An 18,287-nucleotide genomic window follows, 5' to 3' on the forward strand; every position below is an offset into this window, starting at 1 on the left:
ATCACGTTGTACTGTTCTTCCCTCGGGTTATGTGGAGCAGTTATGCCTTATTTACTTGAAATGAAAAGCATCACCAAGCGCTTCGGCGCGGTGAAAGCCGTCGACAACGTCAGTCTCCGGTTGAACCCTGGCGAAGTGGTTTCGCTGTGTGGCGAGAACGGTTCGGGCAAATCAACGCTGATGAAAGTCCTGTGTGGGATCTACCCGCACGGCAGTTACGAAGGCGAAATTGTCTTTGCCGGTGAAGTCATCCAGGCGACGCACATTCGCGACACCGAACGTAAAGGCATCGCCATCATCCACCAGGAGCTGGCGCTGGTGAAACATCTCACCGTGCTGGAGAACATCTTCCTCGGAGCCGAGATTTCCCGCCACGGCGTGCTGGATTACGACACCATGACGCTCCGCTGTGAAAAGCTGCTGGCGCAGGTGAGCCTCAACATTTCACCGGATACCCGCGTGGGCGACCTGGGCCTGGGGCAACAGCAGCTGGTCGAAATTGCGAAGGCGCTGAATAAACAGGTCAGGCTGCTGATCCTCGATGAGCCAACGGCGTCGCTCACCGAACAGGAAACTGCGGTTCTGCTCAATATCATCCGCGATCTGCAAAACCACGGTATCGCCTGCATCTACATTTCGCACAAGCTGAACGAGGTAAAAGCCATTTCGGACACCATCTGCGTGATCCGCGACGGGCAACACATTGGCACGCGTGAAGCTGCGGGCATGAGTGAAGATGACATCATCACCATGATGGTGGGCCGCGAGCTGACCGCGCTCTACCCGAATGAGCCCCACACTAAGGGCGATGAAGTGCTGCGCGTGGAAAACCTGACCGCGTGGCACCCCGTTAACCGCCACATTAAGCGGGTCAATAACGTTTCGTTTTCCCTTCACAGCGGCGAAATTCTTGGGATTGCTGGGCTCGTCGGTGCCGGGCGTACCGAAGCCGTGCAGTGCCTGTTTGGCGTGTGGCCAGGGCGCTGGGAGGGCACGATATATATAGACGGCCAGCCCGTGAGAATCGACAACTGCCAGCAGGCGATTGCCCGCGGCATTGCCATGGTTCCGGAAGACCGCAAAAAAGACGGCATCGTACCGGTCATGGCGGTGGGTAAAAACATCACCCTTGCGGCACTCGATCGGTTCTCCGGCGCGCTGAGCAGCCTGGATGATGCCGCCGAGCAGCAGTGCATCCTTCAGTCACTTGCCCGGCTGAAGGTCAAAACCTCCTCGCCGGAACTGGCGATTGGCCGACTGAGCGGTGGTAACCAGCAGAAGGCGATTCTGGCGCGCTGTCTGCTCCTCAATCCACGCATATTAATCCTTGATGAGCCGACGCGCGGGATCGATATCGGTGCCAAATACGAAATCTACAAACTGATTAATCAGCTTGTACAGCAAGGGATTGCCGTCATTGTCATCTCGTCTGAGTTACCCGAAGTGCTCGGCCTGAGCGACCGCGTGCTGGTCATGCACGAGGGGAAACTGAAAGCCAACCTGATTAACCAGAACCTGACGCAGGAGCAGGTGATGGAAGCCGCTTTAAGGAGCGAACGTCATGTCGAAAAGCAATCCGTCTGATATCAAAGTCGCTGTTCCGACGCCCGGCGCGTTCGCGGGGCTAAAAGCGCTGAACCTGCAGGTTTTCGTGATGATCGCGGCGATTATCGTCATCATGCTGTTCTTCACGTGGATGACGGATGGCTCGTACTTAAGCGCGCGTAACGTCTCAAACCTGCTCCGCCAGACCGCCATCACCGGCATCCTGGCCGTGGGCATGGTGTTCGTGATCATCTCTGCGGAAATCGACCTGTCGGTCGGGTCGATGATGGGTCTTCTCGGCGGCGTAGCGGCCATTTTTGACGTCTGGCTCGGCTGGCCGCTGCCGCTGACCGTGGCGGTGACGCTGGTACTGGGGCTGGTTTTAGGGGCCTGGAACGGCTGGTGGGTTGCCTATCGGAAGGTGCCATCGTTTATCGTCACCCTGGCGGGAATGCTGGCCTTCCGCGGGATCTTGATCGGTATCACCAACGGCACGACCGTCTCCCCGACCAGCGCGGCGATGTCGCAAATTGGCCAGAGTTACCTCCCGGACAGCATAGGCTTTACGATCGGCGTGGTGGGACTACTGGCGTTTGTCGCGTGGCAGTGGCGTGGACGTATGCGCCGTCAGGCGCTGGGTCTTGCGTCGCCAGCGTCAACGTCCGTGGTAGGACGTCAGGCGCTGACGGCGGTCATTGTGCTGGGCGCCATCTGGCTTCTTAACGACTATCGCGGCGTTCCGACGCCGGTACTGCTGCTGGCGCTGTTACTGCTCGGCGGCATGTTTATGGCGACGCGCACCGCGTTTGGCCGTCGTATTTATGCCATCGGCGGCAACCTTGAAGCTGCCCGCCTGTCGGGTATTAACGTCGAACGTACCAAGCTGGCGGTTTTCGCCATTAACGGCCTGATGGTCGCTATCGCCGGGTTGATCCTCAGCTCGCGTCTGGGGGCAGGCTCTCCTTCCGCCGGTAACATCGCCGAGCTGGATGCTATCGCTGCCTGCGTCATCGGTGGCACCAGCCTCGCAGGCGGTATCGGTAGCGTGGCGGGCGCGGTCATGGGGGCATTTATCATGGCGTCGTTGGATAACGGGATGAGTATGATGGACGTCCCGACGTTTTGGCAGTATATCGTCAAGGGGGCCATTCTTTTACTGGCAGTCTGGATGGACTCTGCCACCAAGCGACGAGCCTGATAACCGCATTGTGACTTAATTGGGAAGCGAGCCATGTTTGAAAAGCGTCACCGCATTACGTTGTTATTCAATGCCAACAAAGCCTACGACCGTCAGGTGGTAGAAGGCGTGGGTGAATATTTGCAGGCGTCGCAATCCGAATGGGATATTTTTATTGAAGAAGATTTCCGCACCCGTCTGGAGAACATCAAAGACTGGCTGGGTGATGGCGTTATCGCCGACTATGACGATCCCATCATCGAGCAGCTGCTAACCGACGTCGACGTGCCGATTGTGGGCGTCGGCGGCTCGTATCATTCACCCGAACACTATCCGCCGGTCCACTACATCGCCACCGATAATCATGCCCTGGTCGAGGCCGCCTTTCTCCATTTAAAGGAGAAAGGCGTCCATCGCTTCGCGTTTTATGGTTTACCCGCCACCAGCGGTAAGCGCTGGGCCGTGGAGCGTGAACATGCGTTTTGCCAGCTGGTCGCACAGGAGAAGTACCGCGGCGTGGTCTATCAGGGGCTGGAAACCGCACCGGAAAACTGGCAGCACGCGCAAAACCGCCTGGCGGACTGGCTGCAAACGCTGCCACCGCAAACCGGCATTATTGCCGTGACGGACGCCCGCGCCCGACACGTGCTGCAGGTCTGCGAACATTTGCATATCCCGGTGCCCGAAAAACTGTGCGTGATTGGCATTGATAACGAAGAACTGACCCGCTACCTATCCCGCGTGGCGCTCTCCTCCGTAGCACAGGGCACACGTCAGATGGGCTATCAGGCAGCAAAGCTGTTGCACCGTCTGCTGGATAAAGAGGCTCTGCCGCTTCAGCGCCTGCTGGTTCCCCCCGTCCGCGTCGTTGAGCGTCGCTCAACCGATTATCGCTCCCTAAGCGACCCGGCCGTCATTCAGGCCATGCACTATATCCGCAACCACGCCTGCAAAGGGATTAAGGTCGATCAGGTCCTGGACTCGGTGGGCATTTCCCGCTCGAATCTGGAGAAGCGGTTCAAAGAAGAGGTGGGCGAAACCATTCATGCCGTCATTCATGCGGAAAAGCTGGAGAAGGCCCGCAGCCTGCTTGTCTCCACGTCACTGTCGATCAACGAAATCTCGCAGATGTGCGGCTATCCGTCGCTGCAGTATTTCTATTCGGTGTTTCGCAAAGAGTATGACACCACGCCGAAAGAGTACCGGGATCGCCACAGCGAGGTGCTGATCTAGAAAAGGAAACGCCTTCCACTGGAAGGCGTTTTTTGAGATTACATATGGGCGGCAATTAAGCGCTGGTTATCCTGGTACATAGCGAACAGATAGTTGTTATAGCTATTTCCCTTCGTCGAATAACCTTTTAGCTTGTGAATCATTGCGCTGGCCGTTACTTCCTGATCCGCTTTACGCAACTGAGCGCGTGATTTACGGAACGATGAGTAGGCCGGGTGCGTATTAAGATTCACCGCGTAAGCATTCACGGAATCTTTTACTGATTCAAACTGAGAATAGCCCTTCACTTTGCCGGGCGCATTATTACAACGCCCTTTCGCACATTTCATGCCGAACAGGTTGTTGTTATTACGCGCCAGCTTAGACGTTCCCCAGCCGCTTTCGGCTGCTGCCATGGTCGCTACCATGCTGCCTGGGATAATGTCCACACGCTCAAGGAGAGCATTCCACGGTACGCGACGCGTGTTACCGTTCCAGCTCAGTTTATAGCGCTTCGTGATGTCTTTCAGACGCGCGCGTTCAGACGGCGACCAGCGGCTATCGTACTGTTTTGAAATTAACCAGTTACGATCCGCCGTAATCGCGGCATTTTGACTTGTTATGTAAGGCATTACCGTCCGGAGAAACGCTTTTTTTCTTGGTGTTCCGGAAGGGTATTTTCGCAAATCAGGAAGTGAACTACTCTTTGCACTATTGCGAGAATACTCTTGTTTACTGCTAACCTTACTACTTGTCGTCTTTATTACGTGGGCTTTCTTACTCGTTGTATCCGTGTGCGTCTTCGCAAGCACCCCACCCGAAAATGTCGTGGTGAGTAACATGAGTATCGCGGCCCCATATCGTCGAATGGGAGTCGATATCATTAGGTCTCCTGGTCGGATGTAATCATCCCAACACCTTATTTTTTTCACAAATTTGAGAGCGGAATCTCAAATCATATCAAAAATAGACTTCAAGAGCACGTATAGAAATAGTCCAAATCCGAAACTATGTCACCTGAAACTTGCTCATAAAAACATCATTCCTGAAAAAATGTGTGCGATATCGCAGATAACTGTCTCATTTCGCGCGGGATCACTCATCCTCACAGATCCTCCCGACAGAAAGCGATGGGGGATGAGTTTTTAACCACAACCTGATGGCACACTGGTCAAAAATGCCGCGACAGGAAAATGGAATGAAACGCACCGCATTAGCTTTTCTGATGTTACCCGCTCTGGCACATGCCGACTGGTCATCGCCGGGGTTTAACACATTTCGCGCCGAAGGCACCGGTGTTTTCACCAGCCAGGCAAAGCTTACGAAGGGTACGCGTCCTCTGACGCTGGGTTTTGACAAGACGTGCTGGCAGCCTTCGGAGGCGATAAAACTCAATGAGATGCTGTCGCTCAAGCCCTGCGACGGGTCTCCGCCGCAGTGGCGCCTTTTCCGCGACGGTGAATACCAGATGCGGATTGATACCCGATCCGGCACGCCCACTCTGTTGCTGACAATTCAGAGCACCGCAGAACAGCCGGTTGCAAGCGTTATCCGCCAGTGCCCGAAGTGGGACGGTAAACCGCTGACGCTGGACGTCAGCCATACCTTCCCGGAAGGCACCGTGGTGCGTGATTTCTACAGCAAACAGACCGCGACGGTGCAGAACGGAAACATAACCCTGCAGCCAGCCGCCAGCAGTGGTGGCCTGCTGCTGCTTGAGCGCGCCGAAACCGACAAACCAGCGCCGTTTAGCTGGCAAAACGCCACCGTCTATTTTGTGCTAACCGACCGCTTTGTGAATGGCGACCCGGGCAACGACAACAGCTACGGTCGCCACAAAGACGGCATGCAGGAGATTGGCACCTTCCACGGTGGCGATCTTAAAGGGCTCGCCAGCAGGCTCGACTATTTACAGCAGCTGGGGGTGAACGCGCTCTGGATAAGTTCCCCGCTTGAGCAGATCCACGGCTGGGTAGGCGGTGGCACCAAAGGGGACTTCCCACACTATGCCTATCACGGCTACTACACCCAGGACTGGACGAAGCTCGATGCCAACATGGGCACCGAGGATGATCTGCGCCATCTTGTTGATGAAGCGCACAGGCGCGGCATTCGCATCCTGTTCGATATCGTCATGAACCACGCGGGCTACGCGACACTTGCGGACATGCAGGAGTACCAGTTTGGCGCGCTGTATCTGCAGGGTGATGAGCTGAAAAAGACCCTGGGCGACCGCTGGACGGACTGGAAGCCGGGCGCGGGCCAAAGCTGGCATAGCTTCAACGATTACATCAACTTTAGCGACAAAGCCGCATGGGAAAAATGGTGGGGCAAGAAATGGATCCGCACCGACATTGGTGATTACGACAACCCCGGCTTCGACGATTTAACCATGTCGCTGGCGTTCCTACCGGATCTGAAAACGGAATCCACCGCCCCTTCCGGATTACCCAACTTTTATCAGCATAAGCCCGATACCCACGCGAAAGCCATCCCGGGATATACCCCGCGCGACTATCTCACCCACTGGCTCAGCCAGTGGGTGCGCGACTACGGCATTGACGGTTTCCGGGTGGATACCGCGAAGCACGTCGAGCTTGCGGCCTGGCAACAGTTAAAGGACCAGGCTAGTCAGGCGCTGGCCGCGTGGAAAGGGGCCAACCCGGACAAAAAGCTCGATAACGCACCGTTCTGGATGACCGGCGAGTCCTGGGGTCACGGAGTGATGCAAAGCGACTATTACCGCCACGGTTTCGACGCGATGATCAACTTTGATTATCAGGAGCAGGCGGCAAAAGCGGTGGATTGCCTGGCCGATATGGATCTCACCTGGCAGCAGATGGCGGAAAAGCTGCAAAGCTTCAACGTGCTGAGCTATCTCTCCTCCCATGACACACGCCTGTTCCGCGAAGGAGGCCAGCGCGCTGCGGAGCTGCTCCTGCTGGCACCGGGCAGCGTACAAATCTATTACGGTGATGAATCCGAGCGTCCGTTTGGCCCGACGGGGTCTGACCCGCTGCAGGGTACACGCTCGGATATGAACTGGCAGGACGTGACGGGCAAGCAGGCCTTAACCGTCGCCCACTGGCAAACGCTGGGCCAGTTCCGCGCCCGCCATCCGGCGATCGGTGAAGGCAAGCAAACCACGCTTTCGCTGAAAGAGGCGTACGGCTTCGTGCGCGAGCACAAGGGCGATAAGGTGATGGTGGTATGGGCGGGTAATCAATAATTATCCCCCCCTCACCCTGGCCCTTTTCCCGCATGGGGAGTGAGCCGGGGGTGAGGGGTGAAACCCACCAGAACTATTCACTACACAAATCCCTCTCGGCCATACAAAACAACAAATCCGACCACATCTCCCGATTTGCACCAGCACAGTGCTAGCGTTATGGTTACCCACTTTCAAAATAAGCTCGATAGAACACCTGCTATGACGTTTTCACTTTTTGGCGACAAATTCACCCGCCATTCAGGCATTACTCGCCTGATGGAGGACCTCAACGACGGGCTGCGCACACCGGGTGCCATCATGCTCGGCGGCGGAAACCCGGCGCAAATTCCGGAGATGACAACCTATTTCCAGACGCTGCTCGCGCAGATGCTGGAAAACGGCAAAGCGACCGATGCGCTCTGCAATTACGACGGTCCGCAGGGTAAAACCGAGCTACTGACTCTCCTTGCCAAAATGCTGCGTGAAGAGCTGGGCTGGGATATCGAACCACAGAATATTGCACTAACAAACGGCAGCCAGAGCGCGTTTTTCTACTTGTTTAACCTCTTCGCAGGGCGTCGTGCCGACGGCACCACCAAAAAGGTGCTGTTCCCGCTGGCACCGGAGTATATCGGCTATGCTGATTCCGGCCTGGAAGAGGATCTGTTCGTCTCCGCGCGCCCGAACATCGAGCTGCTGCCGGAAGGCCAGTTCAAATATCACGTCGATTTTGAACACCTGCATATTGGTGAAGAGACGGGGATGATCTGCGTATCGCGCCCGACGAACCCAACGGGCAACGTGATTACCGACGACGAACTGATGAAGCTGGATGTCCTGGCGAACCAGCACGGCATCCCGCTGGTGATCGACAATGCCTACGGCGTGCCGTTCCCGGGCATTATCTTCAGCGAAGCTCGTCCGCTGTGGAATCCGAACATTGTCCTGTGCATGAGCCTCTCCAAGCTGGGTCTGCCGGGCAGCCGCTGCGGCATCATCATCGCCAACGAGAAAATCATCACCGCCATTACCAATATGAACGGCATTATCAGCCTTTCACCGGGCGGTATCGGCCCGGCGATGATGTGCGAAATGATCAAGCGCAACGACCTGCTGCGTCTGTCTAATGAAGTCATCAAACCGTTCTATTACCAGCGCGTTCAGGAGACGATTGCGACGCTTCGCCGCTACTTACCGGAAGAACGCTGCCTGATCCACAAACCCGAAGGAGCGATTTTCCTGTGGCTGTGGTTTAAGGATTTGCCGATCACTACAGAACTGCTCTATCAGCGACTGAAAAAGCGTGGCGTACTGATGGTGCCGGGCGATTACTTCTTCCCGGGTCTGGATAAGCCATGGCCGCACACGCACCAGTGCATGCGCATGAACTACGTGCCCGATCCGGCAAAAATCGAAGCGGGCGTCAAGATTCTCGCCGAAGAAATTGAAAAAGCGTGGCACGAAGGCAGCCAGTAACACGCTACCCCTCACGCACGTTAAAACCCAGCTCTTTTGATATCGCCTCTGCCGTTTCGCGCAGAGGCTTGAGCAGGTTTTTCTCGCCAACCTGCTTCATGCGTGACGTCGACAGCGAAATGGAGATCGCATACGGCACGCGACCATGAATATCAAACACCGGCACGGCGATACAGGAGACACCCAGCTCGTTCTCTTCTTTATCCATTGCCATGCTGCGATCGCGAATTTCCGCCAGCTCATCGTACATAGCACTCAGTTCAGTGATGGTATTGCGCGTCAGCGGTTGAATCTGTTCCTGATGGCTTTGCCAGTAGCTGGCCACGTAATCCTGATGACCAAAGGCCATATAGATCTTGCCCATTGCAGAACAATAGAGCGGCATATGCTGTCCGATGTAAGCACGCGTACGCAGCATGCCGGTTGTCGGCTCGAGCTTATAAATTAGGATCGCGTGGTCATCTTCCCGACTGGAAAAGTTCACCGTTTCGCCAGTGGCAATGTTCAGCGCCTCAAGATGCGGGGCCGCCACGTGAATAATGTTGAGCGATGACAGCGCCTTTTGCCCGACAGCAATGAATTTAGTGGTCAAACGATAGCTGCCCGCCGCTGGCGCCGGGGTAACGTACCCGCACGACTGCAGACCCTGGAGTAACCGGTGGACGGTGCTCTTATTCAAACCTGCCAGTTCCGATAAATGCGCAAGCGGACACCCGTTCGGGTAGTTGCTGAGGATCTCAATCAGCATCAGGCCGCGAAACAGGCTCTGGCTGCCTGCTGGCCTCTCTTTTTCCTGCGTTATTTCGCTCTCTTTCATGCTCATCAAATCGCTCCTTTTTATCGCGCTCCTGATGGTAGCGCAAAGTGTGGTTTAGTTCACGATCTCAACAGAAAAAACACAACCAGTTGATTTTAATGATTTTTGAAAAACATGAATGTCGTTGATCTGACAAAAATTGATCGCTATATTTGAAATCAGATTTCGTATAGTGAAATTTAACGATAAAAAAGCATTCGCACTTGCCCCTAAAAAACAGGAGAACAGGGATGAAAGTGACCTTCGAAGAGTTGAAAGCGGCGTTCAATCGGGTTCTGCTCGATCGCGGCATAAAAGTGGAGACTGCCGATGCCTGCGCAGAGATGTTTGCCCGCACCACCGAGTCCGGTGTCTACTCGCATGGCGTAAACCGCTTCCCGCGTTTTATTCAGCAACTGGATGCGGGCGACATCATCCCTGACGCCCAGCCACAACGGGTGACCTCATTGGGTGCCATCGAACAGTGGGATGCCCGACGCTCCATCGGCAACCTGACGGCGAAAAAGATGATGGATCGCGCCACCGAACTGGCATCCGACCACGGTATCGGTCTGGTGGCGCTGCGTAACGCCAACCACTGGATGCGCGGCGGCAGTTACGGCTGGCAGGCGGCTGAGAAAGGTTACATTGGAATTTGCTGGACCAACTCCATTGCAGTAATGCCTGCGTGGGGATCAAAAGAATGCTGCATCGGCACAAACCCGCTGATCGTCGCCATCCCGTCGAATCCTATCACCATGGTCGACATGTCGATGTCGATGTTCTCCTACGGCATGCTGGAAGTGAACCGCCTAGCCGGGCGCGAGTTGCCTGTAGATGGCGGCTTTGACGACGAGGGCAATCTCACCCGAGAGCCTGGCATGATTGAGAAAAACCGCCGTATTCTGCCGATGGGCTACTGGAAAGGTTCAGGCTTATCCATCGTGCTCGACATGATCGCTACCCTGCTCTCTAACGGCTCTTCCGTCGCAGAAGTGACCCAGGACAACAGCGACGAATATGGCGTATCGCAGATCTTTATCGCTATTGAAGTGGATCGCCTGATCGACGGGCCAACCCGCGATGCCAAACTGCAACGCATCATGGACTTCATCACTACCGCCGAACGCGCTGATGAGAATGTTGCCGTTCGTTTGCCGGGACATGAATTCACGCGTCTGCAGGAAGAGAACCGTCGCAACGGCATAACCATTGACGACAGCGTATGGGCGAAAATCCAGTCTCTGTAAGGAGGGGATGATGATATTCGGACATATTTCGCAGCCCAATCCGTGTCGCCTGCCGCTGGCGATTGAAAAAGCGCTTCATTTTCTGCGCACCACGGATTTCACCACTCTGGAGCCAGGCGTGGTGGAAATTGAAGGCCGCACTATTTTTGCCCAGGTGCTCGACCTCACCACAAAGGAACAACACGAAAACCGTCCTGAAGTGCACCGCCGCTATCTGGATATTCAGTTTCTGGCCTGGGGTGAAGAGAAAATCGGTATCGCTATTGATACCGGCAATAACAAAATAAGCGAATCATTACTGGAACAGCGAGATATTATTTTTTATCACGACAGCGAAAATGAGTCGTTTATAGAAATGGTACCTGGCAGTTATGCCATATTTTTCCCGCAGGATATTCATCGTCCTGCCTGTATTAAAAACAAGGAAACGGTAATTCGTAAAATTGTGGTGAAAGTGGCAATTAGCGAATTATTGTAATTTTCTGACGAATACAGGAACGCGAAATGACCAACACCGGTTTTATTATTGGTGCGTACCCCTGCGCACCCTCGTTTCACCAGAAAGGGGAACAAGAAGAACAATCCTTCTGGCGGGAACTTTCCGACACACCGTACATACGCGGGCTGGAACAACCTTGCCTGGAAAATCTTCATCCTTTCGGTGACGAGTGGCTGTTCCGTCATACGCCGGACGAGTGGCAAATCGTGGTCACGGCGGTGATGGAAACCATGCGCCGTCGTGGCACGAACGGCGCATTTGGTCTGGCATCAGCAGACGAAGAACAACGTAAAGCATGCGTTGAATTTTACCGGCATCTGCACCAGAAAATTGACGCTGTAAATGTGCGTTTTCCGGGAAAAGTCATAGCCCTGGAGATGCAGGCGGCGCCGCAGGCCGGGAACGCATCCGTCGAACAGGCCACTGAGGCATTCTCCCGCTCAATCCGCGAAATTGTGAGCTGGAACTGGTCCTGCGATCTGGTGCTGGAACACTGCGATGCCATGACCGGACCTGCACCGCGTAAAGGTTTTTTACCCTTAGAACAGGTGCTGGAGGTGGTAAACGGAACCGACATCAGCGTCTGCATCAACTGGGCACGGTCGGCCATTGAAGGCCGTAATTCCACCGTTCCGCTTGAACACGTTCAGGCCGCATGTAAAGCCGGAAAATTGGGCGCGCTGATGTTCTCTGGCACCACCACACGCGGCGAATATGGCGAGTGGCAGGATCTGCACGCGCCGTTTTCTTCGTTCTGTGCCGACAGTTTAATGACGACTGAACAGGCTACATCACTCTTTACTGCGGCGAGCGCCGCAACATTGAAATTCTCCGGTATTAAATTACTGGAAATAAATGCTAATGCTGATGTCAGCCATCGCATCGCCATTTTGCGTGACGGCATTAGCGCTATGAATAAAGCGACACAATAAAAATAAAAACATATTCCGATTACATTCACAGAGACATTAACTATGAATATTTCAACGAATGCTCTACATGCGGATATTCCGCGCCAGCGCTGGCTAAGAATCATTCCACCTATTCTTATCGCCTGCATTATTTCTTACATGGACCGCGTAAATATCGCCTTTGCGATGCCCGGAGGTATGGATGAAGAACTGGGTATTTCCGCCACCATGGCAGGCCTGGCAGGCGGGATCTTCTTTATCGGCTATCTGTTCCTGCAGGTTCCGGGCGGCAAGATTGCTGTTCATGGTAGCGGCAAGAAGTTTATCGGTTGGTCCCTGGTCGCCTGGGCAGTCATCTCAGTCCTGACCGGTATTGTCACAAACCAGTATCAGTTGCTGGTGCTGCGCTTCTTACTCGGCGTGGCGGAAGGCGGGATGCTGCCCGTTGTGTTAACGATGATAAGCAACTGGTTCCCGGATGCCGAACGTGGCCGCGCCAACGCGATTGTGATCATGTTCGTGCCGATTGCCGGGATCATCACCGCGCCACTTTCTGGCTGGATTATTACCGCGCTCGACTGGCGCTGGCTTTTTATCATTGAAGGTTTGATGTCCATAGTGGTGCTGGTGCTGTGGGCGTTCACCGTTTACGACCGTCCGCAGGAAGCACGCTGGATCTCAGAGGCCGAGAAAAACTATCTGGTGCAAACGCTGGCCGCTGAACAGCAGGCCATCGCCGGAAAAGAGGTGAAAAATGCCTCATTGAGCGCCGTACTTTCCGATAAAACCATGTGGCAATTAATCGCCCTGAACTTCTTCTACCAGACCGGGATTTACGGTTATACCCTTTGGCTGCCCACCATCCTGAAAGAGCTGACGCACACCAGCATCGGCCAGGTCGGGGTGCTCGCCATTCTGCCTTACATCGGTGCCATTGCGGGGATGTTCCTGTTCTCTACGCTTTCTGACCGCACCGGCAAGCGCAAGCTGTTTGTCTCCCTGCCGCTGATTGGCTTCGCACTTTGCATGTTCCTCTCCGTGGCGCTGAAGGCAAACACCTGGCTGGCCTATGCCGCGTTGGTCGGCTGCGGATTCTTCCTGCAGTCCACCGCTGGGGTGTTCTGGACGATTCCTGCACGTCTGTTTAGCGCCGAAATGGCAGGCGGTGCGCGCGGTGTGATCAATGCGCTTGGTAACCTCGGCGGATTCTGCGGCCCTTATGCAGTAGGCGTACTGATAACGCTGTACAGCAAAGACGCGGGAGTTTACTGCCTGGCGATTTCTCTGGCACTGGCTGCGCTGCTGGCCCTGCTGTTACCAGCGAAATGTGATGCCGGAGCAGAACCCAATCCCACGGTGAATTCGCATAAACGTGCGGCCTGATGCCCTCACCCAACCCACTAAACCGAACCGTAGGCCGGGTAAGCGAAGCGCCACCCGGCGAATAAGTGAGATGAAGATGAGTGAAAAAGAGCCCTTCTGGCTGGGTATCGATTGTGGCGGTACTTATCTGAAAGCCGGGTTATACAACCGCCAGGGAAAGGAAATGTGTATCGAACGTCGCTCGGTTGCCACGCTCAGCCCACGCGCAGGCTATGCGGAGCGGGATATGCACCAGCTCTGGCAGCACTGCCACGCTACCGTCGCCACGCTGCTCAAACGTTCAGGCGTAGACGGAGAGCAGATCAAAGGCGTCGGCATTTCTGCTCAGGGCAAAGGACTGTTTCTACTCGATAAGCAGGATCGGCCCCTGGGCAACGCCATGCTCTCTTCTGACCGCCGGGCGCTGGAGATTGTGCAACGCTGGCAGCAGGACGGCATTCCAGAAAAACTCTATCCGCATACGCGCCAGACGCTGTGGACCGGGCATCCGGCCTCGCTTCTGCGCTGGGTAAAAGAGAATGAGCCTCAGCGCTTCGAGAAAATTGGCTGCGTGATGATGGCGCACGATTATCTTCGCTGGTGCCTCACCGGCACCAAAGCCTGCGAAGAGAGCAACATTTCGGAGTCCAATCTCTACAATATGAATACCGGCCAGTACGACCCACAGCTCACACGCTGGCTCGGTATCAGCGAAATTGACGGCGCCCTGCCGCCGATTGTCGGTTCAGCAGAAATTTGCGGGGAAATCACCGCTCAGGCAGCCGCCCTGACCGGTCTCGCGGCGGGTACGCCCGTCGTTGGTGGACTGTTTGATGTGGTTTCCACCGCGATCTGCGCCGGGCTACACGACGAACACACGTTGAATGCCGTAATGGGCACCTGGGCCGTCACCAGCGGGATTGCGCATGGCATCCGCGACAGCGAGCCGTTCCCCTACGTCTATGGCCGCTACGTTCATCCGCAACAGTACATCGTTCACGAAGCCAGCCCGACTTCCTCCGGTAATCTTGAGTGGCTCACCGCGCAGTGGGGCGATATGTCATTCGATGAAATCAACCATGCCGTCATCGGTCTGCCAAAAGCCGGAAGCGATCTGATTTTCCTGCCATTCCTCTACGGCAGCAACGCGGGTCTGGAGATGACCAGCGGTTTCTACGGCATGCAGGCGCTACACACCCGCGCGCACCTGCTGCAGGCGGTTTACGAAGGCGTGGTATTCAGCCACATGACCCATCTTAACCGCATGCTTGAGCGCTTTACCGAGGTGCAGGCACTGCGCGTCACGGGTGGCCCGGCCCATTCGGACGTGTGGATGCAGATGCTTGCGGACGTCAGCTGTCTGACAATTCAATTACCCCAGGTAGAAGAGACTGGCTGTTCCGGTGCCGCGCTGGCCGCACTGGTCGGTACAGGCATCTATCCCGATTTCCACACGGCGCAACGCGCCCTTAAACATGACATCCGGGTGATTGAACCCGACATGAACGCCCATGCGGCCTATCAACGCAAATATCACCGCTATCAGTTACTGATTTCAGCATTACAGGGCTATCACGCCCAGGTTAAGGAGCACGACCTATGAGCCGACCATTACTGCAGCTGGCGCTCGATCACACCTCACTTCAGGCCGCGCAGCGCGATGTTGCCCTGCTTGTGGATTACGTCGATATCGTCGAAGCCGGTACCCTTTTATGTCTGACCGAAGGACTAAGCGCCGTCCGCGCGCTGCGCAAACAGTGCCCGGAGAAAATTATCGTGGCGGACTGGAAAGTGGCCGATGCCGGGGAGACGCTGGCAGAACAGGCGTTTGGCGCGGGCGCGAACTGGATGACCATTATCTGCGCCGCTCCGCTGGCCACCGTTGAGCGAGGCCACGAGGTGGCACTGCGCCGCGGAGGAGAAATCCAGATAGAGCTCTTTGGTAACTGGACGCTGGACGACGCGCGCGCATGGCAACGTATCGGCGTAAAACAGGCGATATACCACCGGGGAAGAGACGCGCAGGCCAGCGGTCAGCAGTGGGGTGAGACGGATCTCGCCAGAATGAAAGCCCTCTCAGATATCGGTTTACAGCTTTCGATTACCGGCGGCATCACGCCTGTCGATCTCCCCCTGTTTAAGCAAATCAACGTCAAAGCGTTTATCGCCGGGCGCGCGCTGGCGGGCGCGGATAATCCGCCGCAGGTGGCACAGGCATTCCATTCGCAAATCCGCGATATCTGGGGAGCGTAACCATGCGTCAGCATCCGTTAGGTATTTATGAAAAAGCGCTGCCGAAAGATCTCTCCTGGCCGGAACGCCTGGTCCTGGCGAAGAGCTGCGGATTCGATTTCGTTGAGATGTCGGTTGATGAAACCGACGAGCGTTTATCGCGCCTTGAGTGGAGTACCACGCAGCGCGCCTCTCTGGTTGAAGCGATGCTGGAAACCGGGGTGTCTATCCCTTCTATGTGCTTGTCTGCCCACCGTCGCTTCCCGTTCGGCAGCCGCGACGAAACGGTGCGCCAGCGCGCCCGTGAGATCATGACCAAAGCCATCAGGCTGGCACGCGACTTAGGTATTCGCACCATTCAGCTTGCGGGTTATGACGTCTATTACGAAGAGCACGATGAAGGTACTCAACAACGTTTTGCCGAAGGACTGGCATGGGCCGTCGAGCAGGCCGCCGCCGCACAGGTGATGCTGGCGGTCGAGATCATGGATACCGCATTTATGAATTCCATCAGCAAGTGGAAAAAGTGGGACAGCATGCTCGCCTCGCCGTGGTTCAGCGTTTACCCGGACGTTGGCAACCTGAGCGCGTGGGGTAACGACGTAACCGCCGAGCTGACGCTGGGCATTGACCGCATTGCGGCTATTCACCTGAAAGATACCCAACCCGTTACCGCGCAAAGCCCCGGACAGTTCCGCGATGTACCGTTTGGCGATGGCTGCGTCGATTTTGTCGGCGTGTTTAACACGCTGAATAAGCTGAACTATCGCGGCGCGTTTCTGATTGAAATGTGGACCGAAAAAGCCAAAGAGCCGGTGCTGGAGATTATCCAGGCACGCCGCTGGATTGAAGCCCGTATGCAGGAAGGAGGCATGACATGTTAGAACAACTGAAAACCGAAGTACTGGCGGCAAACCTGGCGCTGCCAGCCCACCAGCTGGTGACCTTTACCTGGGGCAACGTCAGCGCAATAGATCGCGAAAGCGGCATGATGGTGATCAAGCCGTCCGGCGTGGAGTACGACGTGATGACGGCGGAGGATATGGTGGTGGTGAACATTGCCACCGGCCTGGTGGTCGAAGGCAGTAAAAAACCCTCCTCTGACACACCAACCCATCTGGCACTGTATCGCCGTTATCCGGAGATTGGCGGCATCGTACATACCCATTCCCGCCACGCCACCATCTGGTCGCAGGCGGGACAGGATTTACCCGCCTGGGGCACGACGCACGCAGACTATTTCTACGGAGCGATCCCCTGCACGCGGCTGATGACCACGGCAGAAATTGCCGGGGAATACGAATACCAGACGGGCGAAGTGATCATTAAAACCTTCGAGGAGCGCGATCTCAGCCCAATGCAGGTCCCGGCGGTACTAGTTCACTCCCACGGCCCGTTCGCCTGGGGCAAAGACGCTGCCGATGCGGTCCACAATGCCGTCGTGCTGGAAGAGTGCGCCTATATGGGCCTGTTCTCACACCAGCTCGCACCACAGTTACCGGCTATGCAGCAGGCGCTGCTGGACAAGCATTATCTACGCAAGCACGGGGCGAATGCCTATTACGGGCAGTAATCAACCGGAATTAATATGCTCCTTACAGTACCGCCGTTTCCAGACGGCGGGGGTTAACCCGGTATGCTTCGAGAATATCTGCCGGAAATATCCCACGTCGTTAAAGCCGCAGCGCGCTGCGACCTCGGTTAATGACGCAGCGTCGTTGAGCAGGAGTTTTTCCGCCGCCCTGACGCGCTGGCGATGTATCGCCTCCGTCAGGGTTAAATGGAAAGTCCGGCGAAAGACGCGCCCGAGATAATCTGCATTACAGTGCAACGCTTTTGCCAGCTGCGAGGTGGATATCGGTAAATGAAACTGCGTGCGAATAAGCTGTTTTGCCTTCCATGCCATCGCCGCGCCGGCCTGATCTGCGCTGTCTTCATATCCTGAAGAGTTTGACACCTGCTGTAAAATCAATAATAAAATCATCTCCAGCGCCAGGCTTCGCCGTAATTTCTCCTGCTCGCTGAGAAATTGACGAAAGAGCGCAATCACATATTCCGCATCCCTTACGCGGCAGTGTTGTTCTATTGCCAGAGGAGCAGCGTTGGGTAACGTTGGATCTTGCGGCTCCACCTCAAAATGCAGCCAGTAAAAGCGCAGGTCCGCCGGGAAATCCTCCACGCCCACATGCCGACGCTGCGGCCAGAGCAATAAACTCTCTCCCGCATTAACATCAAAAACATGATTTTCTTCCTGGATCGTTAAAGTCCCTTTTTCGACAAAAATAATCTCCCATGATGTTAATTTTCGCGCAGGGTGGCGGCCCACTCCGCGGGAGATAAATAGCCCGCCATTTTGAACCTTAACCGGAAGCGCTATGGATAATTCGAGCATGGATATTCACCATTCCGCTTTTATTGTCGTTAATATTCGACTTACCCGTTGATTATTAATCAATATTAAAATATCTGTCCGATCGGAATCACATTTTTATCATCAGGTCGGAATCGTCACCTTTTTATACTTTTCCCTTCCCTTGTTGGCCTTCCCGTTCGATGCAGAATAAAGAGGTACCCAGCATAAATACGATAATAAATTCGATCTCCGAGGAGTTACTT

16 protein-coding genes are annotated in these 18,287 nt (G+C 55.3%); 13 read left to right on the forward strand and 3 right to left on the reverse strand.

All coding sequences use genetic code 11. The features are described 5' to 3' along the window. The first annotated feature begins 42 nt into the window (after nucleotides 1-42). Genes ACMWL8_RS16375 through xylR form a run of 3 tightly spaced genes read left to right on the forward strand, consistent with a single transcriptional unit; the run spans nucleotide 43 to nucleotide 3,955 of the window. The gene (locus ACMWL8_RS16375) at nucleotides 43-1,584 is read left to right on the forward strand and encodes a xylose ABC transporter ATP-binding protein (RefSeq protein ID WP_063155184.1); all 1,542 of its coding nucleotides are present in this window, start codon (nucleotides 43-45) and stop codon (nucleotides 1,582-1,584) included. Further along, a complete protein-coding gene (gene xylH, locus ACMWL8_RS16380) occupies nucleotides 1,562-2,743 on the forward strand; it encodes a xylose ABC transporter permease XylH (protein WP_028015066.1) in 1,182 nt (393 codons plus the stop codon). The genes ACMWL8_RS16375 and xylH overlap by 23 nt, the downstream gene beginning before the upstream one ends. Nucleotides 2,744-2,776: 33 nt before the next feature. After that, the gene (xylR, locus tag ACMWL8_RS16385) at nucleotides 2,777-3,955 is read left to right on the forward strand and encodes a D-xylose utilization transcriptional activator XylR (protein ID WP_041911622.1); all 1,179 of its coding nucleotides are present in this window, start codon (nucleotides 2,777-2,779) and stop codon (nucleotides 3,953-3,955) included. A gap of 38 nt (nucleotides 3,956-3,993) precedes the next feature. Here xylR and ACMWL8_RS16390 read toward each other — a convergent pair whose 3' ends face one another. Further along, entirely contained in the window at nucleotides 3,994-4,818 is an 825-nt protein-coding gene (locus ACMWL8_RS16390) for a protein bax (protein ID WP_045630274.1), read from the reverse strand. 314 nt (nucleotides 4,819-5,132) lie between these two features. Between ACMWL8_RS16390 and ACMWL8_RS16395 the strand changes: the two genes are divergently transcribed. Beyond that, a complete protein-coding gene (locus tag ACMWL8_RS16395; RefSeq protein WP_045260028.1) occupies nucleotides 5,133-7,163 on the forward strand; it encodes an alpha-amylase in 2,031 nt (676 codons plus the stop codon). A gap of 201 nt (nucleotides 7,164-7,364) precedes the next feature. Continuing rightward, nucleotides 7,365-8,621 carry a valine--pyruvate transaminase gene (avtA, locus tag ACMWL8_RS16400; protein WP_045260029.1) on the forward strand — a complete coding sequence of 419 codons (1,257 nt, stop codon included), beginning with the start codon at nucleotides 7,365-7,367 and terminating at the stop codon, nucleotides 8,619-8,621. Between the two features lie 4 nt (nucleotides 8,622-8,625). On the opposite strand, the gene yiaJ is transcribed toward avtA, so the two are convergent. Then, the gene (gene yiaJ / locus ACMWL8_RS16405; protein ID WP_041911625.1) at nucleotides 8,626-9,444 is read right to left on the reverse strand and encodes an IclR family transcriptional regulator YiaJ; all 819 of its coding nucleotides are present in this window, start codon (nucleotides 9,442-9,444) and stop codon (nucleotides 8,626-8,628) included. A gap of 224 nt (nucleotides 9,445-9,668) precedes the next feature. On the opposite strand from yiaJ, the gene yiaK reads away from it, so the two are divergent. The 8 genes from yiaK (at nucleotide 9,669) to araD (ending at nucleotide 17,244) form a co-directional block, all read left to right on the forward strand. Continuing rightward, a complete protein-coding gene (yiaK, locus tag ACMWL8_RS16410) occupies nucleotides 9,669-10,667 on the forward strand; it encodes a 3-dehydro-L-gulonate 2-dehydrogenase (protein ID WP_045260030.1) in 999 nt (332 codons plus the stop codon). Nucleotides 10,668-10,677: 10 nt separating this feature from the next. Further along, on the forward strand, nucleotides 10,678-11,145 hold the full coding sequence (locus tag ACMWL8_RS16415) for a YhcH/YjgK/YiaL family protein (RefSeq protein ID WP_045260031.1): 468 nt from the start codon (nucleotides 10,678-10,680) through the stop codon (nucleotides 11,143-11,145). 26 nt (nucleotides 11,146-11,171) lie between these two features. Further along, the gene (locus ACMWL8_RS16420; protein ID WP_045260032.1) at nucleotides 11,172-12,098 is read left to right on the forward strand and encodes a DUF4862 family protein; all 927 of its coding nucleotides are present in this window, start codon (nucleotides 11,172-11,174) and stop codon (nucleotides 12,096-12,098) included. A gap of 42 nt (nucleotides 12,099-12,140) precedes the next feature. Beyond that, nucleotides 12,141-13,460, forward strand: a complete 1,320-nt coding sequence (locus ACMWL8_RS16425; RefSeq protein WP_045260033.1) for an MFS transporter — start codon at nucleotides 12,141-12,143, stop codon at nucleotides 13,458-13,460. Between the two features lie 76 nt (nucleotides 13,461-13,536). After that, nucleotides 13,537-15,042 carry an FGGY-family carbohydrate kinase gene (locus ACMWL8_RS16430; RefSeq protein WP_045260075.1) on the forward strand — a complete coding sequence of 502 codons (1,506 nt, stop codon included), beginning with the start codon at nucleotides 13,537-13,539 and terminating at the stop codon, nucleotides 15,040-15,042. Beyond that, nucleotides 15,039-15,692, forward strand: coding sequence for a 3-keto-L-gulonate-6-phosphate decarboxylase UlaD (gene ulaD / locus ACMWL8_RS16435; protein ID WP_045260034.1), 654 nt, complete (start codon nucleotides 15,039-15,041; stop codon nucleotides 15,690-15,692). Before ACMWL8_RS16430 ends, ulaD begins: the two co-directional genes overlap by 4 nt. Nucleotides 15,693-15,694: 2 nt before the next feature. Beyond that, nucleotides 15,695-16,555, forward strand: a complete 861-nt coding sequence (locus tag ACMWL8_RS16440) for an L-ribulose-5-phosphate 3-epimerase (RefSeq protein WP_045260035.1) — start codon at nucleotides 15,695-15,697, stop codon at nucleotides 16,553-16,555. Continuing rightward, on the forward strand, nucleotides 16,549-17,244 hold the full coding sequence (gene araD / locus ACMWL8_RS16445; RefSeq protein WP_045260036.1) for an L-ribulose-5-phosphate 4-epimerase: 696 nt from the start codon (nucleotides 16,549-16,551) through the stop codon (nucleotides 17,242-17,244). Before ACMWL8_RS16440 ends, araD begins: the two co-directional genes overlap by 7 nt. Here the strand turns inward: araD and ACMWL8_RS16450 are convergent, their stop codons facing one another. Then, nucleotides 17,245-18,063, reverse strand: coding sequence for a helix-turn-helix domain-containing protein (locus ACMWL8_RS16450; protein WP_045260037.1), 819 nt, complete (start codon nucleotides 18,061-18,063; stop codon nucleotides 17,245-17,247). Between the last annotated feature and the right edge of the window lie 224 nt (nucleotides 18,064-18,287).

This window comes from Enterobacter sp. 04-C-12-SI-ECC (genome assembly GCF_047530715.1).
Lineage (GTDB): Bacteria > Pseudomonadota > Gammaproteobacteria > Enterobacterales > Enterobacteriaceae > Enterobacter > Enterobacter bugandensis.